The organism is Marinobacter lipolyticus SM19 (assembly GCF_000397065.2).
GTDB classification, from domain to species: Bacteria; Pseudomonadota; Gammaproteobacteria; order Pseudomonadales; family Oleiphilaceae; genus Marinobacter; species Marinobacter lipolyticus.
In genome coordinates this window covers 171,039-193,791 of the sequence record NZ_KE007306.1, presented here as the reverse complement: position 1 = coordinate 193,791, position 22,753 = coordinate 171,039, and the positions used below count along the sequence as shown (strand labels likewise).

At 56.6% G+C, this 22,753-nt stretch carries 24 protein-coding genes; 20 read left to right on the top strand and 4 right to left on the bottom strand.

Going from position 1 to position 22,753, the window contains the following annotated elements:
• Positions 1 to 30 precede the first annotated feature (30 nt).
• A complete protein-coding gene (locus tag MARLIPOL_RS00900) occupies positions 31 to 777 on the bottom strand; it encodes a gamma-glutamyl-gamma-aminobutyrate hydrolase family protein (RefSeq protein ID WP_012136161.1) in 747 nt (248 codons plus the stop codon).
• A complete protein-coding gene (locus MARLIPOL_RS00895) occupies positions 770 to 1,771 on the bottom strand; it encodes an amidoligase family protein (protein ID WP_012136160.1) in 1,002 nt (333 codons plus the stop codon). The genes MARLIPOL_RS00900 and MARLIPOL_RS00895 overlap by 8 nt, the downstream gene beginning before the upstream one ends.
• A gap of 162 nt (positions 1,772 to 1,933) precedes the next feature.
• On the opposite strand from MARLIPOL_RS00895, the gene lexA reads away from it, so the two are divergent.
• Both lexA and MARLIPOL_RS00885 read left to right on the top strand, forming a co-directional pair.
• A complete protein-coding gene (gene lexA, locus MARLIPOL_RS00890; protein WP_012136159.1) occupies positions 1,934 to 2,542 on the top strand; it encodes a transcriptional repressor LexA in 609 nt (202 codons plus the stop codon).
• Positions 2,543 to 2,575: 33 nt separating this feature from the next.
• Positions 2,576 to 3,079 (top strand): cell division inhibitor SulA, encoded by a 504-nt coding sequence (locus MARLIPOL_RS00885; RefSeq protein ID WP_012136158.1) that lies wholly within the window; start codon positions 2,576 to 2,578, stop codon positions 3,077 to 3,079.
• 27 nt (positions 3,080 to 3,106) lie between these two features.
• Here the strand turns inward: MARLIPOL_RS00885 and MARLIPOL_RS00880 are convergent, their stop codons facing one another.
• Complete coding sequence (locus MARLIPOL_RS00880) at positions 3,107 to 3,367, bottom strand: hypothetical protein (RefSeq protein WP_012136157.1); 261 nt, start codon at positions 3,365 to 3,367, stop codon at positions 3,107 to 3,109.
• Positions 3,368 to 3,412: 45 nt separating this feature from the next.
• The gene (locus tag MARLIPOL_RS00875) at positions 3,413 to 3,904 is read right to left on the bottom strand and encodes a DUF6586 family protein (RefSeq protein ID WP_012136156.1); all 492 of its coding nucleotides are present in this window, start codon (positions 3,902 to 3,904) and stop codon (positions 3,413 to 3,415) included.
• Between the two features lie 292 nt (positions 3,905 to 4,196).
• Between MARLIPOL_RS00875 and MARLIPOL_RS00870 the strand changes: the two genes are divergently transcribed.
• The 18 genes from MARLIPOL_RS00870 (at position 4,197) to fliN (ending at position 22,750) form a co-directional block, all read left to right on the top strand.
• The gene (locus tag MARLIPOL_RS00870) at positions 4,197 to 5,555 is read left to right on the top strand and encodes a DUF1329 domain-containing protein (RefSeq protein ID WP_012136155.1); all 1,359 of its coding nucleotides are present in this window, start codon (positions 4,197 to 4,199) and stop codon (positions 5,553 to 5,555) included.
• 38 nt (positions 5,556 to 5,593) lie between these two features.
• On the top strand, positions 5,594 to 5,923 hold the full coding sequence (locus tag MARLIPOL_RS00865) for a hypothetical protein (protein WP_012136154.1): 330 nt from the start codon (positions 5,594 to 5,596) through the stop codon (positions 5,921 to 5,923).
• A 71-nt stretch (positions 5,924 to 5,994) separates the two neighbouring features.
• Entirely contained in the window at positions 5,995 to 7,446 is a 1,452-nt protein-coding gene (locus tag MARLIPOL_RS00860; RefSeq protein WP_012136153.1) for a sigma-54 dependent transcriptional regulator, read from the top strand.
• Between the two features lie 526 nt (positions 7,447 to 7,972).
• Positions 7,973 to 9,202, top strand: coding sequence for a sensor histidine kinase (locus MARLIPOL_RS00855; protein WP_012136152.1), 1,230 nt, complete (start codon positions 7,973 to 7,975; stop codon positions 9,200 to 9,202).
• A gap of 22 nt (positions 9,203 to 9,224) precedes the next feature.
• Complete coding sequence (locus tag MARLIPOL_RS00850) at positions 9,225 to 10,688, top strand: sigma-54-dependent transcriptional regulator (RefSeq protein WP_012136151.1); 1,464 nt, start codon at positions 9,225 to 9,227, stop codon at positions 10,686 to 10,688.
• A 215-nt stretch (positions 10,689 to 10,903) separates the two neighbouring features.
• Positions 10,904 to 11,272 (top strand): flagellar hook-basal body complex protein FliE, encoded by a 369-nt coding sequence (fliE, locus tag MARLIPOL_RS00845; protein WP_012136150.1) that lies wholly within the window; start codon positions 10,904 to 10,906, stop codon positions 11,270 to 11,272.
• A gap of 15 nt (positions 11,273 to 11,287) precedes the next feature.
• On the top strand, positions 11,288 to 12,994 hold the full coding sequence (fliF, locus tag MARLIPOL_RS00840; RefSeq protein WP_012136149.1) for a flagellar basal-body MS-ring/collar protein FliF: 1,707 nt from the start codon (positions 11,288 to 11,290) through the stop codon (positions 12,992 to 12,994).
• Entirely contained in the window at positions 12,987 to 14,039 is a 1,053-nt protein-coding gene (gene fliG / locus MARLIPOL_RS00835; protein WP_012136148.1) for a flagellar motor switch protein FliG, read from the top strand. Before fliF ends, fliG begins: the two co-directional genes overlap by 8 nt.
• The gene (locus MARLIPOL_RS00830) at positions 14,039 to 14,905 is read left to right on the top strand and encodes a flagellar assembly protein FliH (protein ID WP_012136147.1); all 867 of its coding nucleotides are present in this window, start codon (positions 14,039 to 14,041) and stop codon (positions 14,903 to 14,905) included. Before fliG ends, MARLIPOL_RS00830 begins: the two co-directional genes overlap by 1 nt.
• A complete protein-coding gene (fliI, locus tag MARLIPOL_RS00825; RefSeq protein WP_012136146.1) occupies positions 14,886 to 16,271 on the top strand; it encodes a flagellar protein export ATPase FliI in 1,386 nt (461 codons plus the stop codon). The genes MARLIPOL_RS00830 and fliI overlap by 20 nt, the downstream gene beginning before the upstream one ends.
• Entirely contained in the window at positions 16,271 to 16,714 is a 444-nt protein-coding gene (fliJ, locus tag MARLIPOL_RS00820) for a flagellar export protein FliJ (RefSeq protein WP_012136145.1), read from the top strand. The genes fliI and fliJ overlap by 1 nt, the downstream gene beginning before the upstream one ends.
• A gap of 99 nt (positions 16,715 to 16,813) precedes the next feature.
• Positions 16,814 to 17,119: an STAS domain-containing protein gene (locus MARLIPOL_RS00815; RefSeq protein WP_012136144.1), complete on the top strand. Its 306-nt coding sequence runs from the start codon at positions 16,814 to 16,816 to the stop codon at positions 17,117 to 17,119.
• A gap of 32 nt (positions 17,120 to 17,151) precedes the next feature.
• Complete coding sequence (locus MARLIPOL_RS00810) at positions 17,152 to 18,918, top strand: ATP-binding SpoIIE family protein phosphatase (protein ID WP_012136143.1); 1,767 nt, start codon at positions 17,152 to 17,154, stop codon at positions 18,916 to 18,918.
• On the top strand, positions 18,915 to 19,262 hold the full coding sequence (locus MARLIPOL_RS00805; protein WP_012136142.1) for an Hpt domain-containing protein: 348 nt from the start codon (positions 18,915 to 18,917) through the stop codon (positions 19,260 to 19,262). Before MARLIPOL_RS00810 ends, MARLIPOL_RS00805 begins: the two co-directional genes overlap by 4 nt.
• Positions 19,263 to 19,357: 95 nt before the next feature.
• Positions 19,358 to 20,527, top strand: coding sequence for a flagellar hook-length control protein FliK (locus tag MARLIPOL_RS00800; protein WP_012136141.1), 1,170 nt, complete (start codon positions 19,358 to 19,360; stop codon positions 20,525 to 20,527).
• Between the two features lie 176 nt (positions 20,528 to 20,703).
• On the top strand, positions 20,704 to 21,216 hold the full coding sequence (locus MARLIPOL_RS00795; protein ID WP_012136140.1) for a flagellar basal body-associated FliL family protein: 513 nt from the start codon (positions 20,704 to 20,706) through the stop codon (positions 21,214 to 21,216).
• Between the two features lie 39 nt (positions 21,217 to 21,255).
• Entirely contained in the window at positions 21,256 to 22,254 is a 999-nt protein-coding gene (gene fliM / locus MARLIPOL_RS00790; RefSeq protein ID WP_012136139.1) for a flagellar motor switch protein FliM, read from the top strand.
• Positions 22,247 to 22,750 (top strand): flagellar motor switch protein FliN, encoded by a 504-nt coding sequence (gene fliN / locus MARLIPOL_RS00785; protein WP_012136138.1) that lies wholly within the window; start codon positions 22,247 to 22,249, stop codon positions 22,748 to 22,750. The genes fliM and fliN overlap by 8 nt, the downstream gene beginning before the upstream one ends.
• The last annotated feature ends 3 nt before the right edge of the window (positions 22,751 to 22,753 follow it).

Here is a 22,753-nt window from a genome sequence, read left to right as displayed (position 1 = left end):
TCCGTTCTGTTTACATGACTATTTTCAGTGCTATGGGTTGGTTGTCGGATCGTTGGCTTCCGTCTCTTCCAGCCGCTCAAGTTTTCGCGCTCTGGCGGCATGGACAAAGTGGCTGAAGATACGACGGTGTCCGCCGTGGTAAAGCAGGTATTCAGGATGCCATTGGACTCCCATCAACCACTGTTCTCCAGTGTTTTCGATAGCCTGTACAAACTGATCGTTGTCCAGTGCGACTACTCTCAGGTTGCGCCCAAGGCGCTTGATGGCCTGGCTGTGAATACGGTTAGCGCCAATTAGGGTGCTGTGCATGAGGCGCCCGAGTCGTGTGTTCCTCACCAGCCGCACCGTTTGCATGGGGAGCAGTAGTGGACGGTGCCGGGTATGAACCCGGAGGGGCGTGACGTTCTGACACAGTGAGCCTCCGTGGAACACGTTGATAAACTGGGCGCCCCTGCAAATGCCCAGAACCGGAATGTTCAGCTGTTCGGCCCGTGTCAGCAATTGCTGGTCAGTCTGATCGCGCCGATGGTCGTAGTGTGCGGTGACGGTTGGTTGTTGGCCGTAAAGTTCCGGGTGAACGTGGGTGCCCCCCGACAGTACCAGGCCGTCAAGAAGCGCTACGTCCACCCTGGCGCCGGGGCGGATGTAGTGGGTTCTTGCGCCATGGATACGTAGGGCAAGGCTGATCAAACGTTGTGCGGTGCCTCGTCGTGCGGGACCACTGATGCCGATGGTCAGCCCTGGCTGTTCGGGCACTTGTGGGGAAATGTCAGACATAACGCCTGTTACGTAGCCACTGCTCACAGGTATCAAACCAACTCTGGGTGAGGTTGCGAAGGCTCAGTTTGCGACTCATGCGGAACTGTTGCCTCAGCTCCGCCAGATCCTCAGCGTTGTTGGCAAGCTGTTCAAGTACTACCCAGTCGTTCCAGACCGAGGAAAAATGCCACTCGGGGTTGTCGATGTCGCAATCCGGCAGGCGGTAGTGCAGGGTGGGCCTGCTTTTGATGCGTTCATCCACCACGTATTCTGCCAACACGGATTTATTGAGGTGGGCAAACAGCGGCAAAAGGTCCAGTGCCTTGTTACGGGTGGGATTGTACTTCAGATAGTCCCGCATCAGTTGTTCGTTATCCGGCGAATAGTCATCGGCCACCAACAGGTCGATGTAAGTGCTGTGCCACGGCTCGATGTAACTGGTGAATTTGCGGCTGATGTCGATCTGGTGCCGAGACTTCAGCCAGTCATACAGCACTGCGAAAGCCTGAAGGTAGCGCACCAGGGTGTCAGCCCGCAGGTCGGGCAGTTCCGGATTGAGTTGCAGCCCGAACGCATAGTAGAGTGCTTCGCGGCTGCCGAGGGCGCCGGCCTTGCGGAGTTCATCGCAGAGGATTTCAATACGCTCGAGAGTTGAGAAAGGCAAGGGTGGGCTGATGATCTCCAGAGGGACAATCTTCTCTGCGGCGGCATCGATTACGTCCATTGCCTGGCCTCCAAGCTCCCGCATGGATTCCGGCACGGTTTCTCCCTTCAGGTCCAGGTCCTTGATAGGAGCGGAATCCAGTTCAATGATGAAAACGCCAAGTTCGGTTTCCAGCTCCGACACATAGCGGGAGGCTTCACGGGACTGCCCCGACAGCAGTTGCTCCGTCAGCTTAACCAGGGCGCTGTAACTGAGGCCCGACAGCTCTATTTCTACACCGACACGACGCTCCTTGCCGCCGCGGGTCCTGAGGATGTCTGGCAGCCTGCATGCCTTGGATTCGCTCATTCCTGTGCCTCCTCAATGGGTTGGACTTACCATATCACAGACCATCTCCGGTACATCCTGTAGCAATCTGACAAAAAATACAGGAAGTGACCTTTACACTGGATAAAACACTGTATATAGTCAAATCACTGTATATAAAAACAGGACTAACGGGGCAACCGCATGAAGCTGACAGCAAGGCAAAGCCAGGTACTGGATATCATTCGACGGTACGTGGATGAAACGGGGTACCCACCGACCCGGGCGGAAATTGCAGCGGAGCTTGGCTTCCGTTCCGCCAATGCCGCAGAGGAACACCTCAGGGCTTTGGCGCGCAAGGGTGCCATTGAAATGGTGCGGGGCGCGAGCCGGGGTATTCGTTTGCCGGAGGTTGAGGAAGATCTCGGTTTGCCGGTGATTGGTCAGGTGGCGGCGGGCAGTCCAATTCTGGCCCAGGAACATATCGAAGATCATTGCACCCTGAAGCCGGACTTTTTCTCACCATCCGCGGACTATCTGTTGCGGGTTCGCGGAATGAGTATGAAGGACATCGGTATTCTCGACGGTGACCTGCTGGCGGTCCATCGCACCCAGGATGTTCACAACGGACAGGTTGTGGTGGCCCGGGTAGGTGAGGAAGTGACGGTCAAGCGCTTCCGCAAGGATGGTAACAGGGTATACCTGATTGCGGAGAATGAGGAGTTTGCCCCGATTGAAGTGGATCTCCGGGAAGAGGAACTGTTCATTGAAGGGCTTGGCGTTGGTGTCATCCGACGTTCGGATATGCACTGATCCGGAACGGTCAACTTGAAGGCGAGGCGTATCATGGAACAACTCAGCTTTAATCAGAATCTGGCCTACTCACAGGCAGCCATGGGCTATCAGGCCCCCGCAAGGTATGCATCAGGGGGAACGCCCGTTGTTCGTACCGGTCCGGCGAGATCCAGGCAAACTGAGTCTGTACCGGCGCCGGTGATAGGTAATGTGACCGAAATTATCCTGCCGGAAGGTCAGGTTGAGAACTTTCAGCTCTTGCTACCGATGTTGACCCAGCTGAACCAGGAAAAGCGCTGGCTTGCGTGGATTGATCCGCCCCAGGCACTGGTAAGCAAGTGGCAAAAAATGCACGGCATTGTCGCTGGAGAGTTGCTGGTATTGAGATCGACCCCGGATTATCCAGCGCGGCAGTTGGCTGAGCGTGCGCTCAGTGCTGGCACCTGTCATGCGGTGGTGATGTGGACAAGGAAGCTGGGTCGCGAAGCCCTGGAGACGCTGCAGAAGGCGTCCGCTCAGGGGAACAGTCACGGGGTGGTGCTGCGCCAGCGCTGACGGTGCGCTGGCCAGGCCAGGGTGGTTTCAGTGAAGCGTATAGGAAGGTTGAACGTCTTGGGTTTCCAGTTCATCCTCTTCCCAGTCGATGTCATGGGCGACATTCCCGACCGCTTCGATACCTGCAGCAATCATCGCCTTGGCAACGGCCATGTCCCGGTCTTCCATCATGTCGCGAGCTTCCGAAGAAAACGAAATGCGTACCAATGGTGCCGCATCATCATCGACGCGACGCAGAGCGTAATCGCCATCACTCAACTGTACGATTTCAAAAAAAGATGGTGACATTCAAATAACCTTTCTGTTGATTCCTACCCTGTCGTGCCTCGCGGTTTACCACTCGCTGTGGCGGTCTTCCAGGGTATCAGCGAATTGTTTGAGCGCATCGAGCAATGTGTTGAGCGCCGGTGTCGATCGATCCGGGCCCGATTCCGCAGAGATTGCAATGATGTTCTCAGCGCTAACCGTCTTCCTGGCTGCCGGTGGCTTGCTCTGGGACGTCTCCAGTTGATCCAGAAGGTTCCACCAGCTACCTGGCAGATGCGCCAGGGCAAGCAGCTCATTCACTTCCGGCAGCTCGGTGCCCAGCAGGGCTGACAGAGCGGTTAGTGACTCGGGTTCTTCGTTTTTCTGCTGGTATAACCGCGCTATCATCACCAGCAACAACTTCCGGGCACGCAGCGCAAGCTCGATGGCGCCCTGAACGGCTGCTTCCCGCTGTAATGTCCGGTACGAGTCAGCCTCAGTATCGCTATCCGCCTGTTGCAGCAGTGTTCTGGCCATAAACAGCTTTTGTGATACCAGTGAATGCCACTGTGATGCCATGGTTACCTGCCACCGGGTGTCGGTCGAACTGAGCGATATAGATAAAAGTGCGCTTCGGATTAATTTGACAGTCTACCATTTTCAGGAATGGATTTCCTCCCCGTGTTGCTACCTATGGGTTTAACAAGAAAACACAAACATTAGGTTGAAACGGTCGTTTGAATTTGGCAAAAAGGGCCGCCCGTTGAGCGACATTTGCCCGATCTTGCCGTGTGACGGGCTGATAAACGGTGAAGAGGTTTTCTGTGATTTTCCTCAAGGTGGTAACCGATATGAAGGGAGTAAGTTAGGGATGCGTATGCAATTGGTCACAGGCGTTGCCATGATGGTGTTGTCTGTATCCGGCAATGTCGCTGCGGCGGTCAATGCGCCAGAGGCTCAGAAGCTGAACAGTGAACTTACCCCGGTTGGAGCTGAAAAACAGGCAAATGCCTCGGGAAGCATCCCCGAGTGGACCGGAGGGCTGACACAACCACCCTCGGGTTGGGAGCCAGGTCAGATCGAGGTAAACCCGTTTCCGGATGATGAGCCGCTGTTCTTCATTACCGGGGACAACCTGGATCTCTATCGGGACAAGCTGACCGACGGTCATATCCAGATGTTGGAGCGCTACGGCCCGGATTTTTTTATGCCGGTTTTCCAGACCCGTCGGACCGCGGCGTTCCCCGAGCACGTTTACGATAAATATAAGCAGAACGCTGTCTCCGCTGAGCTGCTGGATAATGGCAACGGCGTCAGAAACACTATCATGACCAGTCCGTTCCCGATTCCGAAATCGGGCCTGGAGGTAATCTGGAACCACATCCTGAGATATCGCGGCGAGGAAATTTCGTTTCGTAGCGCCTCCGCGACACCACTGGTGAGTGGGTCGTTCAATCAGGTGGTCAACGAATATGACTACTTTTTCGCCTACAGCCGTCTTGGGGCCGATCTGGACGACATTGATAACAAAATCTTCTACCTGAAGACTAATACTGTTGCGCCGTCCAGGCTGGCGGGCACCATCACACTGGTCCACGAAACCCTTGACCAGATCCGCTCACCCCGCCTGGCCTGGCGTTATGACGCTGGTTCCCGCCGGTTGCGTCGTTCCCCGAACCTGGCCTATGAAACCAATTTGCCCAACGCCTCCTCACTGCGTTCCGTTGACCAGAAGGATATGTATAACGGTGCGCCGAACCAGTACAACTGGAAGCTGAAAGGCAAGCGGGAGATATTTGTACCCTACAATGCATACAAGCTGCATGACGCTGAGGTCCGCCCCGATGACGTGATTCGACCGAGGCATATCAATCAGGACCTGACTCGTTACGAGCTGCACCGGGTATGGGTGGTCGAGGCTACCCTGCGAACGGGCATCAGTCACATATATGCGCGCCGCGTTTTCTACGTGGATGAAGACAGCTGGCAGATCCTGACGTCCGAGGAGTATGACGCGGAAGGTAATCTTTGGCGGGTTTCCGAAGCCCACAATATCAGCTATTACAGCGAGCCGGTGTTCTGGACTACTATGGAGATGACGTACGATCTCAAATCCGAACGCTATTACATCGACGGCCTCAACGACGGATTTCCGGCGTACGATTTCAATCCGGGTTTTCGTGGCAACCAGTTTACTGCCTCTGCCGCTCGTCGCGCCGCGCGCCGGTAAACCTGGACGGGGCCGTTGTGACTACAGGAGAAGGATTGATGACAGAGGCCCCGAACGGACTCCAGTCCCTTGACCAGTTGATTGAAAGTCTCGATCAGGCATTGACCGACAAGGACTGGGACAGATTGTCCGAACTTAACCTGCAGGTAAAAACAACAGTTGCTCCCGTCATGGCGCAACTGGAAGCCGGCGAGCTCTCCGTTGAGCCGGTCAGGGAGCGTCTCGAGCGTCTTCAGGCCTTTTGTGATGAGGCCAGTGCGGGGGCGACAGAAGCCCGTAAAGAAGCAGAACAGGCCCTCAAGGGTGTGAACCGTAACCGAAATGCCGCCCGTGCGTATCAAAACGTCTCAGGAAACCGCCCCAAATAGCGTCATAAAATTGACTCCTGCGCTATTACGGTCTTAAATACCGCACAAATCCTTCCAAGAGATTTACGTGGATGCCCAAAAATAACAAGGTGCTGGTGCTGAGCGAGGACGAGTCCCGCCGCCGTGACATAGTGACCATCCTGGAGTTCATTGGCGAAGAGCAGATCCTGGCGGGCGAAGAGGCGAAGACTATGCTGGCGTCAGGCGACGAAGAAACGTTGTCTTCAATCGCCATTGCCTTGGTGAATGGTGAAGGCAATGGCATCGTTGACGTTGTTTCCGAGCTATGCCAAAAAACCAGCGGTGTTCCCATACTGATGGTTGGCGACCCGGCTCTGAAGGGGGTGTCTGAGGACTGCCGGTCACGGATCATCGCGCGAATGTCCTGGCCGCTGAACTACACAAAGTTCGTGGATTCCCTGTACCGTGCCCAGATCTATCGTGATCAGTTTATCCATTCACAGGAGCGTGGCCAGCAGCGCGGCCTGCAGCTTTTCCGCAGCCTCGTCGGTACCAGCCGGAAAGTCCAGTCGGTGCGTCAGCTGATGCAACAAGTGGCCGACAAGGACGTCAGCGTGCTGATTACCGGCGAGTCCGGTACCGGGAAAGAAGTCGTCGCACGAAACCTGCACTACCATTCCGAGCGTCGGGAGAAGCCATTTGTACCGGTGAACTGCGGCGCAATCCCGGCAGAGTTGCTGGAAAGCGAACTCTTCGGCCATGAGAAAGGGGCTTTCACCGGCGCCATTACCTCACGGGTCGGACGCTTTGAAATGGCCGAAGGGGGCACCCTGTTCCTGGACGAAATTGGCGACATGCCCCTGAACATGCAGGTGAAAATCCTGCGCGTCCTGCAGGAGCGCACGTTCGAACGGGTCGGTAGCAACCGCACCCTGTCAGCCGACGTGAGGGTCATCGCCGCCACCCATAAGAATCTCGAGGACATGATCGAAACCGGAGACTTCCGGGAAGATCTGTATTACCGCCTGAACGTTTTCCCGATTGAGATGCCGTCGCTGCGAGAGCGTGTCGAAGACATCCCCCTGCTGATCAACGAACTGATCTCCCGCATGGAAAAAGAAAAGCGCGGCTCCCTACGGTTGAACTCGGCAGCGATCATGAGCCTGTGCCGACACGACTGGCCCGGTAACGTTCGCGAGTTGGCCAACCTGGTGGAGCGCCTGGCGATCATGCACCCCTATGGCGTCATTGGCGTCCAGGAGCTGCCCAAGAAGTTCCGCTACGTGGACGACTATGACGAAAACCGCCCCGTCGAGGATTCAGGCATGCCGTCCGGCGTACCGGGCCTGGTAGGTCTTGATGCTCCGGCCTTGTTGCCGGTCAACGGCATCGACCTGAAGGACTACCTGTCGAACCTCGAAAAGCAGCTGATCCAGCAGGCGTTGGACGAAGCCAGTGGCGTGGTTGCCCGTGCGGCGGAGAAGCTGCGGATTCGGCGGACGACCCTCGTCGAGAAGGTTCGCAAATATGGTCTTCGGGAGGAGGAGTCCGAGGACACCTGATTTTGTTTGGTTTGTCTTTGGGGGCCTGCTGCGGAGTGGGCCGGGGTGGTGGGGTATGTTTTTAAAAACCGCCTTACAACTCGCTGCGCTCAGACAGGCGGCGCTTTTTAAAAACATACCCCACCACCCCGGCTTGTACCCTGTGCGGGCCCGCCGCGAATAAAATCGGTTGTATGGCAGGCCCGTTTGAAGTCCGGTGAGGGGCAGGGGGGAGGTCTTTTTTGAAACCGCCGCTTGTCTGAGCGCAGCGAGTTGTAAGGCGATTTCAAAAAAGACCTCCCCCCTGGCCCTCTACTCCCAGCCAAACCACCAAAAAAGCATAAAAACACCGGCGTCAAAGCTTTGTAACCCGAAGCGATATAGTCATTTCAGGCCGACGTAAAACCGTCGTTTCCCATCTGGTGAGTTTTCTTTCCTGCTGAATTATAAACAAAAATTTAAGTTGGCATGATGCTGGCTTAGTTCCCTGAAAACAAACCATCCGTAGAGTTTGACCCGGTGGTCGGGTGAGTCAGGGGACGAGTTTATGAGTCAGCTACAGTTTGTTGTGAAGTCTTCCGCAGAACAGGCACAAGCCAATGCGGCGGCGGATGCTAACGACAAGGTTACCGCCCTGTTTCCGGAGCAGGACGACGAAGCTGTGGGATCGGCGCTGGAACTGTTTAACCAGATGTCGCGGCAAATTACCGATTCCTATCGCACACTCGAGTCCCGGGTAAATCAGTTATCCGGGGAGCTGACGGCGGAATCTCTCCAGCGCCAGCAAGAGCTGGAAGAAAAAGAAAAGCTGGCGGATCGTTTGTCCACATTATTGACCGCATTACCGGCTGGTGTGGTCGTGCTCGACAGCCAGGGGGTGGTGACCCAGACCAACCCCGCGGCGATCAGTCTGTTGGGTGAACCCCTGGATGGCGAGCGCTGGGTGGATGTAATTCGTCGCTGCTTTGCACCGCGCCGGGATGACGGCCACGAAGTGTCCCTGAAAGACGGTCGGCGGGTCAGTATTGAGATCCGGACCATGGAAAACCAGCCGGGCCAATTGATTCTGCTGACGGATCTGACGGAAACCCGTCACCTGCAGTCGCAGCTTGCCCATGCCCAGCGTTTGTCGGCCATGGGTAAAATGGTCGCCTCTCTTGCACACCAGATTCGCACGCCGCTGTCCGCCGCCATTCTCTATGGTGGCCACCTCAGCCAGGAAGACCTGGACGAGGAGATGCGACAACGTTGTGCCTCACGTCTGATGTCGCGTCTGACACACCTGGAGCAGCAGGTGCGTGACATGTTGATCTTTGCCCGAGGGGAAACCCGGCTGGCTGAGGAGTTGTCCGCGGAATCATTGATCACCGCTCTGGGTTCCGCACTGGACGGACTGAAGTTGGCTGCGGGTGTGGAAGTGCATCTGGACAGCCAGGTCGAGGATTGTCGTGTTATGTGTAATCGGGATGCCCTGGTGGGTGCCTGTACCAATCTGGTGAACAACAGTGTGGAAGCAGGGGCAACGCGTGTGACGGTTCAGCTCGCTCCTGTTGCTGGTGAACTTGTGATTCGAGTGGTGGATAACGGCCCGGGATTTGAAGCCGGGCAGGCGGGTCAGCTCATGGAGGCATTTTATACCACCAAGTCCCACGGTACCGGGCTTGGGTTGGCGGTTGTTCAGGCGGTAGTGAAAGCCCATCAGGGGCGGTTTGCCATGCAATCGCCGGAACAGGGGGGTGCAGTGGCGACACTGACCCTTCCGCTTGTTGGTCAATAAAGAAGAGTTTTCGGAGGCAACCATGGCCAAGGCCCAGATTCTGATCGTTGAAGATGACCACGACCTGCGGGAAGCGCTGGTCACCACCCTCGAGTTGGCAAAGTTTCGTGTGCGTGAAGCGGCGAACGCCGAGGAAGCTTTGACGCGTTTGGCGGAGGCTCCCGTGGATATGGTGGTCAGTGACGTCAATATGCCCGGCATGTCCGGCCATGACCTTCTGGGGGAGGTGCAGCGGCTGTACCCCGGGCTGCCAATGATGCTGATCACCGCCTACGGGCAGATCAGTCACGCGGTGTCCGCGATGCAGTCCGGTGCTATCGACTATCTGGTAAAGCCCTTCGAGCCAAAGGTGTTGGTTGATGCAGTCACCAGGGTGGTGGGCGGGGCTCGCGCGAAAACCGGTGGCGATGAGCCGGTGGCTGAGGACCCGATCAGCAAACGTATGTTCCAGCTGGCGGCAAAAGTCGCGGCCAGTGAATCCACGGTGATGATTTCCGGGGAGAGCGGTACTGGTAAAGAGGTGCTGGCCCGATATATTCACCAGCAATCGCCCCGCGCTGACCAGCCCTTTGTGGCCATCAACTGCGCAGCAATTCCTGAGAATATGCTTGAAGCCATCCTGTTCGGCCATGAAAAAGGGGCGTTTACCGGTGCGGTTGCTTCTTCGCCTGGCAAGTTCGAGCAGGCCAATGGCGGCACCATCCTCCTTGATGAGATTTCAGAAATGGACCTGGGGCTGCAATCAAAGCTTCTGCGAGTGCTGCAGGAGCGTGAGGTAGAGCGGGTTGGCGGTCGCAAGCCGATTACCCTGGATGTGCGGGTAGTGGCTACCACCAATCGCGATCTGGGTGAGTATGTTCGTGAGGGTAAGTTCCGCGAGGATCTCTACTACCGGCTGACGGTCTTTCCGATGCACTGGCAACCTCTGAGGGACCGAGCGCTTGATATCATGCCGCTGGCGACTGCCTTGCTGAAGAAGCATTGCCGCAAGATGAAGCTGACGGGCATCAGTTTCGCCAGTGACGCACAGCAGGCGCTGGTGAGCCACCCGTGGCCCGGTAATGTCCGTGAGCTGGATAATGCGATACAGCGGGCGTTGGTACTTCATCAGGGAAACGTTATCCATGCTGCGGACCTGTGCCTGGAACTGGGCATTACCGGCCGTGTCGACGGCAGCGCACCGGTTGCGGAACGGGCCCCGGCGAGAGAGCCGGAATTGCCCTCAGCATCGTTTGGAAGTGAATCTGTCGCTGATCCCGATACCCATTATTTGACGGAGGCGTCGGAAATAAGTGGTCCTGTTGCCCTGGGGGATGATCTGCGTCAGCGCGAGTTCCGTATCATTATCGACACGCTGAAAAAAGAGCGAGGTCGCCGCAATCGGGCGGCCGAGCAATTGGGTATCAGCCCTCGGACCCTTCGATACAAGCTGGCCCAGATGCGTGATGCAGGCATCGACCTGGATTCGGAACTGGCCATGGCCTGATCCGTGTTGTCTCCACTCCTTCTTCAGTGCACCTTCGGGTGCCCTTTTTTTCTGTCAAATCCCCGTCGTTCATCCTGTTTCTACTGCGAATGTTTTCCTTAATTTAATGAAAAATAAGAAATAAATGTTGTTGGCCTGTGGTTTGCTTGAAACGGAATAACAGATTCAGAGTTCAATGGGTTGTTGCCGAAGCAGCCAATCCCGGGGAGTGAGTTATGGTCGAACGTGCAGATATCAATAATGTGCTGTCGGAAATCCGTAACATGCGTTCGCAGATGATGCAGAACCAGCGTGTTGAGCAGGACAATGATGTTCGTGGCCGTATTGATAGCCCACAACGGGTTGAGCAGGGTCGTGAAACACCAAGCTTCGGGGATATGCTCAGTCGTGCGGTGGGCAGTGTGAACGAGCTGCAGCAAACGTCGGGTGAACTCAAGACAGCTTATGAAATGGGCGATCCCAACGTGGACATTACCCGCGTGATGATTGCTTCCGAGAAAGCCTCGGTTTCCTTCGAAGCATTAACCCAGGTTCGTAACCGGGTGGTGAAGGCTTACGAAGATATCATGAACATGCCGGTATAATAGCGGAGCACAGACATGGCCAGCGTACCTGCAGAAACCTCCAGCGCCAACGTACCGGCAGCCTCGGATGCGGATAAACCGGAAAATCGCAGCGACCTGCTGTTCGGATTCAATCGGCTAAACCTATTGCGGCAGATCGGCCTGATGGTGGGGCTGGCCGCCAGCGTCGCCCTGGGCGTTGCCGTGGTGCTCTGGGCTCAGGAGCCGAACTATCAGCCGGTGGTCGGTGATATGTCCGGCTACAACCCTCAGGATATAACCTCCATTCTCGATCAGAGCGGCATCAACTACCGCATGGATCCGCGTACCGGCGCCCTGCTGGTGCCCTCCGATGAGGTCTACAACGCCCGCCTGAAACTGGCTGCCGAGGGCGTGACCGATGAGCAGACCATGGGTTATGAGCTACTGGATCAGGACCGTGGTTTGGGGACCTCGCAGTTTATGGAAACCATCAGTTTCCGTCGGGGCCTGGAAGGCGAGCTCGCTCGCACGATCGCTGCTATGCGCGGTGTGCGTTCTGCCCGCGTGCACCTGGCGATTCCGGAGCGGTCCGTTTTTGTCAGAGATGCCCGCACCCCGACAGCGTCCGTTTTTCTGGATGTATTCGCCGGTCGCAAGCCGGAACAGGAGCACATCGCGGCTATTGTAAACCTGGTGGCTGGCAGCATCCCCGAGATGAGTAAGGAGAATGTCACGGTCGTCGACCAGAACGGCAACCTCCTGACCGGGCGTGAGACAGACAATAACAGTCAGCAAATCAAGGATCAGTACGACTACACAGCTCGCGTGGAAGATCGCCTGACCCGCCGCGTGGCATCCCTGGTGGGTCCCATTGTTGGAGACGGCCGTTTTCGTGCAGAAGTGACAGCAGACCTGGATTTTTCCTCGGTGGAGCAGGCAGAAGAGCTGTTCAACCCTGAGCAGCAGGCCGTGCGCAGCGAGCGGGAAATGAGTGAGCAGCGCATCAACGGCAGCACCGGTGGAGTACCTGGTGCGTTGTCAAACCAGCCTCCGGGCGAGAGTCAGGTGCCGGAGCAGGCGGGTCAGGGTGAAGCAGGGGAAGACGGCGAGCCCGCACCACAGCCGGTGAATGTGCGCCGGGAATCTACCCGAAACTATGAAATGGATCGTACCGTCAGTTATATCCGTCAGGAGCAGGGTAGGGTCAAACGGCTGACTGTGGCCCTGGCAGTGGATGACATGAAGGTAGTCGATCCACAGACCGGTGAGGTCAGTTACGAACCGTGGCCAGAGCAGGAATTGCAGCGCCTGAATATGCTGGTTCGCGATGCAGTGGGTTACTCCGCGGTACGGGGAGACAGTGTCACCGTTATGAATACCGCCTTTGCGGCGGAGGAGCAGGTGCAGTTTGAGACGCCGGGATTCTGGGAGCAGCCCTGGTTCTGGGATCTGATGAAGCAGGTTCTGGCGGGTCTGGTTATCCTGGTACTGGTTCTTGGTCTGCTGCGCCCGACACTCAAGAGTCTTTCCGGCGCAGGCAAGAGTGAGCGTGGGGGGGATGCCGATGGCGGTTATGGTGACCTTGACGGTATCGAAGGTGGGGATGAGTTACGTCGCGCCATGTCGTCTCAGGATGAACTGCTTTTGCCGGGCGCTACGGACAGTTATGATAGGCAATTGAATGCACTGAAAGGCCTGATCGCAGAAGACCCGGCGAGGGTTGCCCAGGTTATGCGCCAGTGGGTGAATGTCGATGACTGAAGAAACCAATCGTCAGGTAGAGGGTGCACAACAGGCGCCCCAGAAACCGCAGCGTAAAATTCCCCGTGTCGAGCAGGCTGCTATTCTGCTGATGTCCCTGGGTGAGGCCGATGCCGCGGAAGTGTTGAAACACATGGGGCCCAAGGAGGTTCAGCGGGTTGGTGTGGCGATGGCGCAGATGAAGGACGTCAGTAAAGATGATGTGACCTTCGTACTGAATCAGTTTGTTGATGCGGTCGGTGGCCAGACAGGCCTCGGCGTTGGCAACGACGATTACATCCGCACCATGCTGACCCAGGCATTGGGGGACGATAAGGCATCCAGTCTGATCGACCGTATCCTGATCGGTGGCAATACCACGGGTCTGGACACCCTGAAATGGATGGAGCCCCGAGCGGTTGGCGATATCATCCGATACGAACACCCTCAGATTCAGGCCATCGTAATTTCCTATCTGGACCCGGATCAGGCGGCCGAGATTCTTGGCACACTGGATGACAAGGTTCGGCTGGATGTGATGATGCGGGTGGCTTCCCTCGAAAGTATCCAGCCGCAGGCACTCCAGGAACTGAACAATATTCTCGAGAAACAGTTCTCCGGTGGTTCCGCTGCCCAGACGTCCCGCATTGGTGGTGTTAAGCGAGCAGCGGATATCATGAACTTCATGGACCGAAGCGTAGAGGGTAACCTGATGGATTCCATCAAGGACATGGATCCGGACCTTGCTTCTACCATCGAAGACCTGATGTTTGTCTTCGATAACCTCAAGGACATCGACGACCGGGGTATTCAGGCGCTACTGCGTGAAGTGTCTTCCGAGGTATTGGTAGTGGCCCTGAAAGGTGCCGATGACGCGGTGCAGGACAAAATATTCAAGAACATGTCGAAGCGGGCTGCGGAACTGCTTCAGGACGATCTGGAAGCCAAGGGCCCGGTTCGTGTCAGCGAAGTGGAAACCGCCCAGAAAGACATCATTACCATTGCCCGTCGTATGGCTGAAGCCGGTGAAATCACCCTCGGTGGTGCCGGTGAAGAAATGATGTGATGAAAGATTCCGAGAAAAGTCTCAACCGCATACCCAAAGAGCAACTCACGGCCTACGAGCGCTGGGAGTTGCCCCTGCTTGATTCGAAGGGTAATGAGGTGGCTCGGGAAGAAGAGCGGGACGTCAAACCATTGACGGCGGCCGATATCGAGGAGATCCGTCAGGCTGCGCGTGAAGATGGGCACGCAGAGGGGCGTGACTCAGGCTACCAGGCTGGTTTTAATGAAGGCCGGGAGCAGGGCCACAAGGACGGTTATGAAGCCGGCTTTGCTGAAGGCCGGAAGCAGGGCGAAGAGCGAGGCCTGGAAGAAACCCGTAAGGAAATGGAATCCCGCATGGACCGGCTTGAACACATGCTCGGAGAGCTGCTGATTCCAATTCGTCGTCACGAAGACGAACTGGAGACTGCCCTGGTCAACCTGACCACTATTCTCGCCCGTACCGTGGTTTACCGCGAATTGTCCATTGATTCCTCCCAGATCCAACAGGTGGTCCGTCAGGCTATGGCCTGTCTGCCATCCACCACCGAGAATGTGCGTATCCTGGTTCACCCGGACGATGCGGACTGGGTCAGGGAGGTGGCGGAACGCTTCGAAGCGACCAACTCGGTGGTGGAGGATGACAGCATCCTGCGCGGTGGGTGTAAGGTGGAACCCCGCCACAGCCTCGTGGACTTCACGGTAGAAAAACGTTTCCAGAAAGCGGTTCAGGACATGCTTGATAAGCAGCTTGGTAATGAAGAGGCTGGAGAGAGCGAGGAACTGGACGCCATGATGGGGGATCTGACCGATTTCCACCGGGACGTGCTGGATTCTGGCAGTGACGACGTCAACGGGAGCGAGGACGATGACCGGGAACCTGGCTGACCGTTTGAAGCGACTACAGAGAGGCATTGAGCGTGAGTCGGTCCCGGAGCTGTCTGGACGCCTGACCCGCATGGTGGGCCTGACCCTTGAGTGCGTGGGTTGTCCCATGGTGGTGGGTGATCGTTGCGTGATTCAGGGGCAGGGATCCGGCAGTGTTGAAGCCGAAGTGGTTGGTTTTGAGGATGACCGGGTCTACCTTATGCCGTTGACGGCCATCGAAGGTCTGCGTCCCGGTGCCAGGGTGGTGCCCCTGGCGGCGGCAAGCCGTGTGCCGGTTGGCCCGGAAATGCTGGGCAGAGTGGTGGGCGGCAGCGGTGAGCCCCTGGATGGCAAGGGGCCCTTGCAGGTTGAATCCAGAGTTTCTCTGACTGGTGACATCATCAATCCGCTGGACCGGGCGCCAGTACGTGAAGCGATGGATGTCGGCATCCGTGCGATCAATTCGCTGCTGACGGTGGGGCAAGGGCAACGCCTTGGTCTGTTTGCTGGCAGCGGTGTGGGTAAAAGCATGTTGCTGGGCATGATGACCCGCTTTACTGATGCAGACATCACCGTGGTTGGGCTGATTGGCGAGCGGGGACGTGAGGTCAAGGAATTCATCGAGGACATTCTGGGTGAAGAAGGTCTGGCCCGTTCCGTGGTTGTGGCCTCCCCAGCGGATGACTCACCGCTGATGCGGTTGCGGGCAGCCATGTTGACCACGCGAATTGCGGAATACTACCGTGACAAGGGCAAGCGGGTGCTGTTGCTGATGGATTCCCTGACCCGTTATGCCCAGGCGCAGCGTGAAATTGCTTTGGCGGTGGGCGAACCACCGGCCACCAAGGGTTATCCGCCATCGGTCTTTGCCAAATTGCCACAACTGGTGGAACGGACCGGCAACGGACGCCAGGGTGGCGGTTCTATTACCGCATTCTATACCGTGCTTACCGAAGGGGACGATCAACAGGATCCCATTGCCGATGCAGCCAGGGCTATTCTGGATGGTCACATTGTGCTTTCCCGCCGGCTTGCGGAGGAGGGGCATTATCCCGCTATCGACGTGGAAGCATCCATCAGCCGGGTGATGCCACAGGTAACCGATGAAGAGCACTTTTCCAGAGCACAACGTTTCAAGCAGGTTTATTCCCGCTACCAGCAGGCCAGGGATCTGATCAGTGTGGGTGCGTATGTTAAAGGGTCTGATTCCGAAACCGATTTTGCCATTACACATATTGGCAACATGACCCAGTTTCTCAAGCAGGGGCTGAATGAGAGTGCGCCGCTGCAGGAGAGCATTGAACAGTTGTTGGCGGTGGTTCCGGAACGGCGGTCCCCGGAGCGAAGAAAATCCGGCGCACCGGTACCGGCGAGAGGTGCTGAGTGATGCTCAGGTCCCAACGTCTTGCTGTGGTCCTGACTCTGGAAGAGCGTAAAGAGCAGGAAGCCCTGGAGAAGATGGGCGAGGCTCGCAAGCAGTTTGACGCCCAGCAGGCGCAGATTGATAATCTTAACCGGTACCAGCAGGAGTACCGGGACCAGATTCGTCAGAACCAGCAGGGAGTGGTGCCAGTAGCACGTCTTCAGGCATGGCAGGCCTTTATTGCTCAGCTGGATCAGGTGCTGCGACAGCAGCAAACTCAGCTGGATATCCTCGAAGGGCGCCTGGAAGAATGCCGGCGGCAGTGGCAACTGGCCTGGGAGCGCCGCCGTGGCATGGAGAAGTATATTGAGACATGCCGTCGCCAGGAGCAGCGGGAGCAAGACGTGAAAGAACAAAAACTCGCGGATGAAGCTGCCGGACGAGCCTTTGCCCGGCGCCGGGGGTAGTTCGACCGGGGGTACAGATGTTGTGGATGCAAAACTGCCTGACTGCGCTATCCTTACCTGTGTAATACCTTTTCGGAGAACTCCCTCGGAGGACCAGGAATGCCTATTCATACGCGTCGCAGCGAGGATGGTCAGACCCTGATCATAAAGATTGACGGCCGGTTTGATTTCAGTACACATCAGGCCTTCCGTGACGCCTATGAGCATGGTGACCAGGAAATAAAGGGCTACGTGGTGGATTTGTCCGATACAACGTATCTGGACAGCTCTGCTCTCGGTATGTTGTTGTTACTGCGTGATTACGCCGGAGGCGACAGGGCCACCATCAGTATTGAGAACTGTAACAGTGACGTTCGCCGAATCCTGGCCATATCCAATTTCGAGCAGCTGTTTGCGATCCGCTGACGGAGGGGCATAAACCCTTCGGGAGGTCCAGTGTGGATGATTCTCAAACTGGCAATCGCTCGCTCCTGATACTGATCGCTGACGATAGTGACAGCGATCGACTCATCCTGAAAACCCTGTTACGCCGCCTTGGTCATGATGTGCTGGATGCCGCCAATGGTGTCGAAGCGGTAGAGCTGTTCCGTCAGGCCTCCCCCCAGCTTGTTTTTCTGGATGCCATGATGCCGCAGATGGATGGCATGGAAGCGGCCAGGAAGATCAAGGCCCTGGCGGGTGAACGGCTGGTACCGCTGATTTTCCTGACCTCCCTGACCAATGCCGATGCACTGGCCCGTTGCCTGGAAGCTGGTGGCGATGACTTCCTGACCAAACCCTACAACCGGGTCATCATTGAGGCGAAAATCAACGCATTTAACCGTATGCGACTGATGCACCAGACCATCAGCGAACATCGGGATTTGATTCACGAACGCAATCGCAAGCTGACTGAAGAGCAGCATATTGCCAAGCGGGTCTTTGACAACATCGCCCATACCGGTTGTCTGGATACCGACAGCATTCGTTACCACGCCTCACCCCTGTCGATTTTCAACGGCGACATCCTGTTTGCCTCGCCGAGCCCTGCCGGTGGTATCCAGATATTGATTGGAGACTTCACCGGGCATGGGTTGCCGGCGGCTGTAGGGGCTATGCCGGTGGCGGAGATTTTTTATGGCATGACTGCCAAGGGATTCAGTGGCAGCGATGTGCTGAGGGAAATCAATCAGAAGCTCAAACGCATTCTACCTGCGGGCATGTTCTGCTGTGCGGCCATGATTCAGGCGGATTTCGCGCTCAGTCAGGTGCAGATCTGGAACGGCGGGTTGCCTGATGGCTGGCTAATCCGTCAGGATGGTAGTCGGCGGTCTCTGCCCTCGTCTCATCTGCCGCTGGGGGTTCTGGATGCTACCCGCTTTGATGCCTCGATGACGGTCATCCAGGCTCATCCGGGGGATACCCTGATGTTTATGACCGATGGCGTGCTGGAAACGACAAGTGATCAGGGTGATATGTTTGGCGACCGAGGCGTGGTCAGTACCCTGAACGCTTTGACTGACGGGGTTCATATCTTTGACGCCATTATTGATCGGGTACGGGCTTTTTCCGGTGGCCGGCTTGACCAGGATGATCTGACCCTGGTCACTCTGGATATGGCGGCAAGTGAAGCCCTTGGTGGCTTATCGGATGAGGTTCCATTATCTGCCCTTGAGGGTCCCGCTGAGTGGCACTGCGTTTATGAAGTCAGGGACAGAACCCTGGGACAATTCAGTCCATTGCCTCTGTTGCTTCATATTTGCATGGAAGTACCGGCACTGAGGCGCCGAAGTGGCGAGATCTACACCCTGTTATCGGAGCTGTATACCAATGCTCTGGAGCATGGGGTTCTCGGCTTGCCATCAGAATGGAAGAGAACCGCAGACGGCTTCGGCCGTTATTACGCTGAAAGGGAGCGACGCTTGAGTAAAGTGAGCGATCATTTTATCACGTTTCGCCTGACCCACTCGATGACCGATTCCGGAGGGCAGTTGGTCATTGTTTGCGAAGACAGTGGTCGCGGGTTCGACTACCAAAACCATCCGGGGCCAGCCGACATAGGGCGAGGCTATGCCGGCCGAGGTCTGATGCTGTTGCAGAGACTGGCTGGGTCGTTGACTTTCAGGGAGCGGGGCAATCACGTTGAAATCGTATATGATTGGCACTTTTCTGAGGCCGGAGCCCCTGAGGGGGAGGCCATCACTCAACACGGGGGGCCGTCATGAACGACAAGCCGCACCTTGATGAAGAAGCTCTGGCGGAGCTAAAGGATGTGATGGAGGATGAGTTCGACGTTTTGATTCATACCTACATCAGCGATTCCGTCGACCGATTGGCATCCATACGTAATGCGCTTGAAACGGGTGATGCCGATGCGTTAGTTAAAGCGGCGCACAGTTTCAAAGGAAGCAGTATAAATATAGGTGCACCTCGGCTCGGCGCCTTGTGCCTGGAAGTAGAGAGTGCCGGGCGGGAAATGCGCTTGGACGATGCGGGCCCGTTTTTGCAAGAGATTGATTCGGAGTTTCATCAGGTACGAAGCATGTTGGAGCGGATTCTCAAGGACTAATTCGCAGCTCTGCAAAGGATGGCATCGCTTTTGCTGTAATTCGGGTAACGAGGAAATACTGAACTCAAACCCTGATTGAGCGGCAAGAGGTTGCCATGTCCCAGATGGTTTTACCACAAACCCCAGCCCCGGGAGGGCAGCCCGATACCGGTGGCAAGAAAACGCCGGTGGGTCACGAAAAATCCGGCGATAGCCAGTTTGATTCCATTTCCCGCGCCGAGCAAAAGCGATTGGATCGCAAACAGGCGGATCAGCGCGACCAGACGCAACGCCGTCAGGAAGCTCGCAACAACCCTGAAGACCGAAAGGACGCCCGGGTGGATAACACGGGCAGGGCAGACGGTGCTCGTGGCACGCGGACGGACGACAGCGCAGCCGTGCGGACGTCTGAATCCGACAGTGAGGTATCGGTAGATACCCAGGTGCCGGAAGGGCAGCCGCTTGAAGCCGGTATGCCTGAGGAACTTGTCATCCCGACCTTTGCTGATTTGCAGGCATTACTGACTCCTGCCGCGGGTGCATCGGGCGGTGCAGCGCAGTCTGGAGCCGTTATTGGACAGGCACCTGTGATACCGGGATTGGCAGGTATCGTGGGCAAAATGCCGGGCATGCCCGGTGAAATGACGACTCCCGGGCAGCCGGGGAACACCGGCTTTCAGCTAACCGAAGCGTTGACGGCATTGACCCCGGAGTCCGGGCGCGTCCAGGACAGCACCACGTTGCTTGCCGCCGGCAGGCTGCAAACGCTGGCTGATTCCTCCGCTCAACAGCTGGTCAATGCCAGGCCGCCTGCAGAGGCTGCTGGACTCAAGGGGTATGCTACCTCTGTGGATGTGCCGGTCGGGCATGCCGAGTGGGGCGACAAGCTGGTGGGGAAACTGACCTGGCTGACTGCCAATAAATTGTCCGTTGCCGAAATCCATTTGACGCCACCAGATATGGGCCCCATGGAAGTCCGGGTCAAGGTTCAGCAGGAGCAGGCAAACATTACGATACACTCCGCCAATCCGGTGGTCCGGGATCAGTTGGAACTGCATAGCCACCGCTTGCGGGACATGCTCAACGAGCAGGGATTGTCCCTGGAACAGTTCGATGTGGCCGATTCGTCCCGGCAACAAACCGAGGAACAGGGGGGCGATGGCGAGAGTGATAATCCTGAAAGCCGCTCCGGTCACGATGTGGCTGAGGCCTCTTCCGATGAGCCTGGCGCACAGTCCGGCGACCTTGATCTGACCTGGAAAGGCGAAGTAGATATTTTTGCCTGAAGTGTTCTGCGGGGCCTTCGGGCCCCATCCTCGATTCTCCTTTGCCCATCCTTCCCCACAACGCTAAACTGCTGTTCTGAATCAGCTGGATCGGGCTTTTGGCCCGACCTTTGCTTGAATACCCCGTAAGTACCGATAAACCATCCGGATGACGGATTTTTGGCGATTGGAAGGATATGGCTGAAAACAACACCCCTGCAGCGCCGCCGGCCAAAAAGGGCAAGCTGAAGCTAATAATTTTGCTAGTGCTGGTGATCATTCTGGCGGTAGGGCTTTCTGTGGTCGGCACCCTCTGGTTCCTCGGTGGGGGGCTGCCGGGGATGAGCGACGACGGTGCGTCTGGAGATGAAGAGGCGGTCAGCGTATTCGAACCCAGTGTCTATCTGGATATCGAGAAGGCATTGGTAACAACCATCCAGGCGGATGGCGGCCGTCAGCGTTACGCTCAGGTCCATCTTTCGCTGGAAGCCAATAGCGAACAGACACTGGCGGCTGCTGAGCTGCATCGGCCATTGATTCGCAGTCAGCTGGTTTCGCTGCTTGGAAACAGCGACTTTATGGAGTTGCAGACCCCGGAAGGCAGGACCGCGTTGGCCGACCGCATGCTGCAGACTGTCAATCAGGTGCTCGAGGAAGAAGGGGAAGCGCCTCTGACACGAGTGCTGTTCAGGAATTTTGTGGTGCAATAGGGCCCCGGTAACGGGCGGCTTGTCAGGGCAGGAAAACGTATGCAGGACCTACTGTCACAGGATGAAATCGATGCCCTTCTCCACGGTGTGGATGATGGGGATATCGATACCTATGAGGAAACCGATGAAGCCGGTATAAAGTCCTATGACCTTGCCAGCCAGGACCGGATCGTCCGTGGGCGGATGCCCACCCTCGAAATGATCAACGAGCGTTTCGCCCGTTACACCCGAATCAGTCTGTTCAACCTGCTGCGCAGGAATGCCGACGTCTCGACCGGGGGCGTACAGATCATGAAGTTCGGGGAGTACATACACACTCTGTATGTGCCTACCAGTCTCAACCTGTGCAAGATCCGCCCACTGCGGGGGACTTCCCTGTTTGTTCTGGACGCCAAGCTGGTATTCAAACTGGTGGATAACTTCTTTGGCGGCGAGGGACGGCACGCCAAGATCGAAGGTCGCGAATTTACGCCAACCGAAACCCGCATAGTGCAGATGGTATTGGATCAGGTTTTCCATGACATGAAGGAAGCCTGGCATGCCGTACTGAAGGTGGATTTTGAGTACCTCAGTTCTGAGGTGAATCCCGCCATGGCAAACATCGTCAGCCCCAGCGAAGTGGTGGTTGTGAGCACATTCCACATCGAGCTGGATGGTGGTGGCGGTGAACTGCATATGGCGCTGCCATACTCCATGATAGAGCCCATTCGGGATGTACTGGATGCCGGGGTTCAGAGTGACATTGACGATGTTGATGAACGCTGGGTCAACGCCTTGCAGGAAGACATCAAGGAAGTCAACGTGCCGGTCAACTCCACGGTCTGTCGCCGACGGATATCATTGCGTGACATCGCCAAGATGAAGGCCGGTGACATCATACCGGTGGAAGTTCCCGATTTTCTGACGGTCACCGCCAATGGCATTCCGATCTACAAGGCCACCATGGGAACCCGTGACGGAAAACTGGCACTGAGAATTCACGAACGGGCAACGCTGCCCAGGGTCAAGAAACAACTGAAGGTGGGACGCAATGGCTGACGACGACAAAAAAGACGATCAGGAACTGAGCGAAGACGAAAAGCTCGCAGCTGAGTGGGAATCCGCCATGGAAGAGTCCGGTGACGACGGCGGTTCCCGCGAGGATGAATGGGCCGCGGCCATGGCTGAAGCGGAGCCGTCCGAGGAAGGCGAGGGTAGCGATGACAACGTCCGCGCCGCGCCGATGGAGGAGTTCGATGAAACCACCGGTGTGACCCACGGCAGTGGACCTGCGCCGGATATGGACGTCATTCTGGACATTCCAGTCACAATTTCGATGGAAGTGGGCAACACCCAGATTCCGATTCGTAACCTGTTGCAGTTGAATCAGGGCTCCGTTATTGAGCTGGATCGCCTGGCGGGTGAACCTCTGGATGTACTGGTTAATGGCACCCTTATCGCCCATGGTGAGGTTGTCATGGTTAACGAAAAGTTCGGCATTCGACTCACCGACGTCATCAGTCCGGGCGAGCGGATCAAGCGGTTGCAGAAGTAGTAT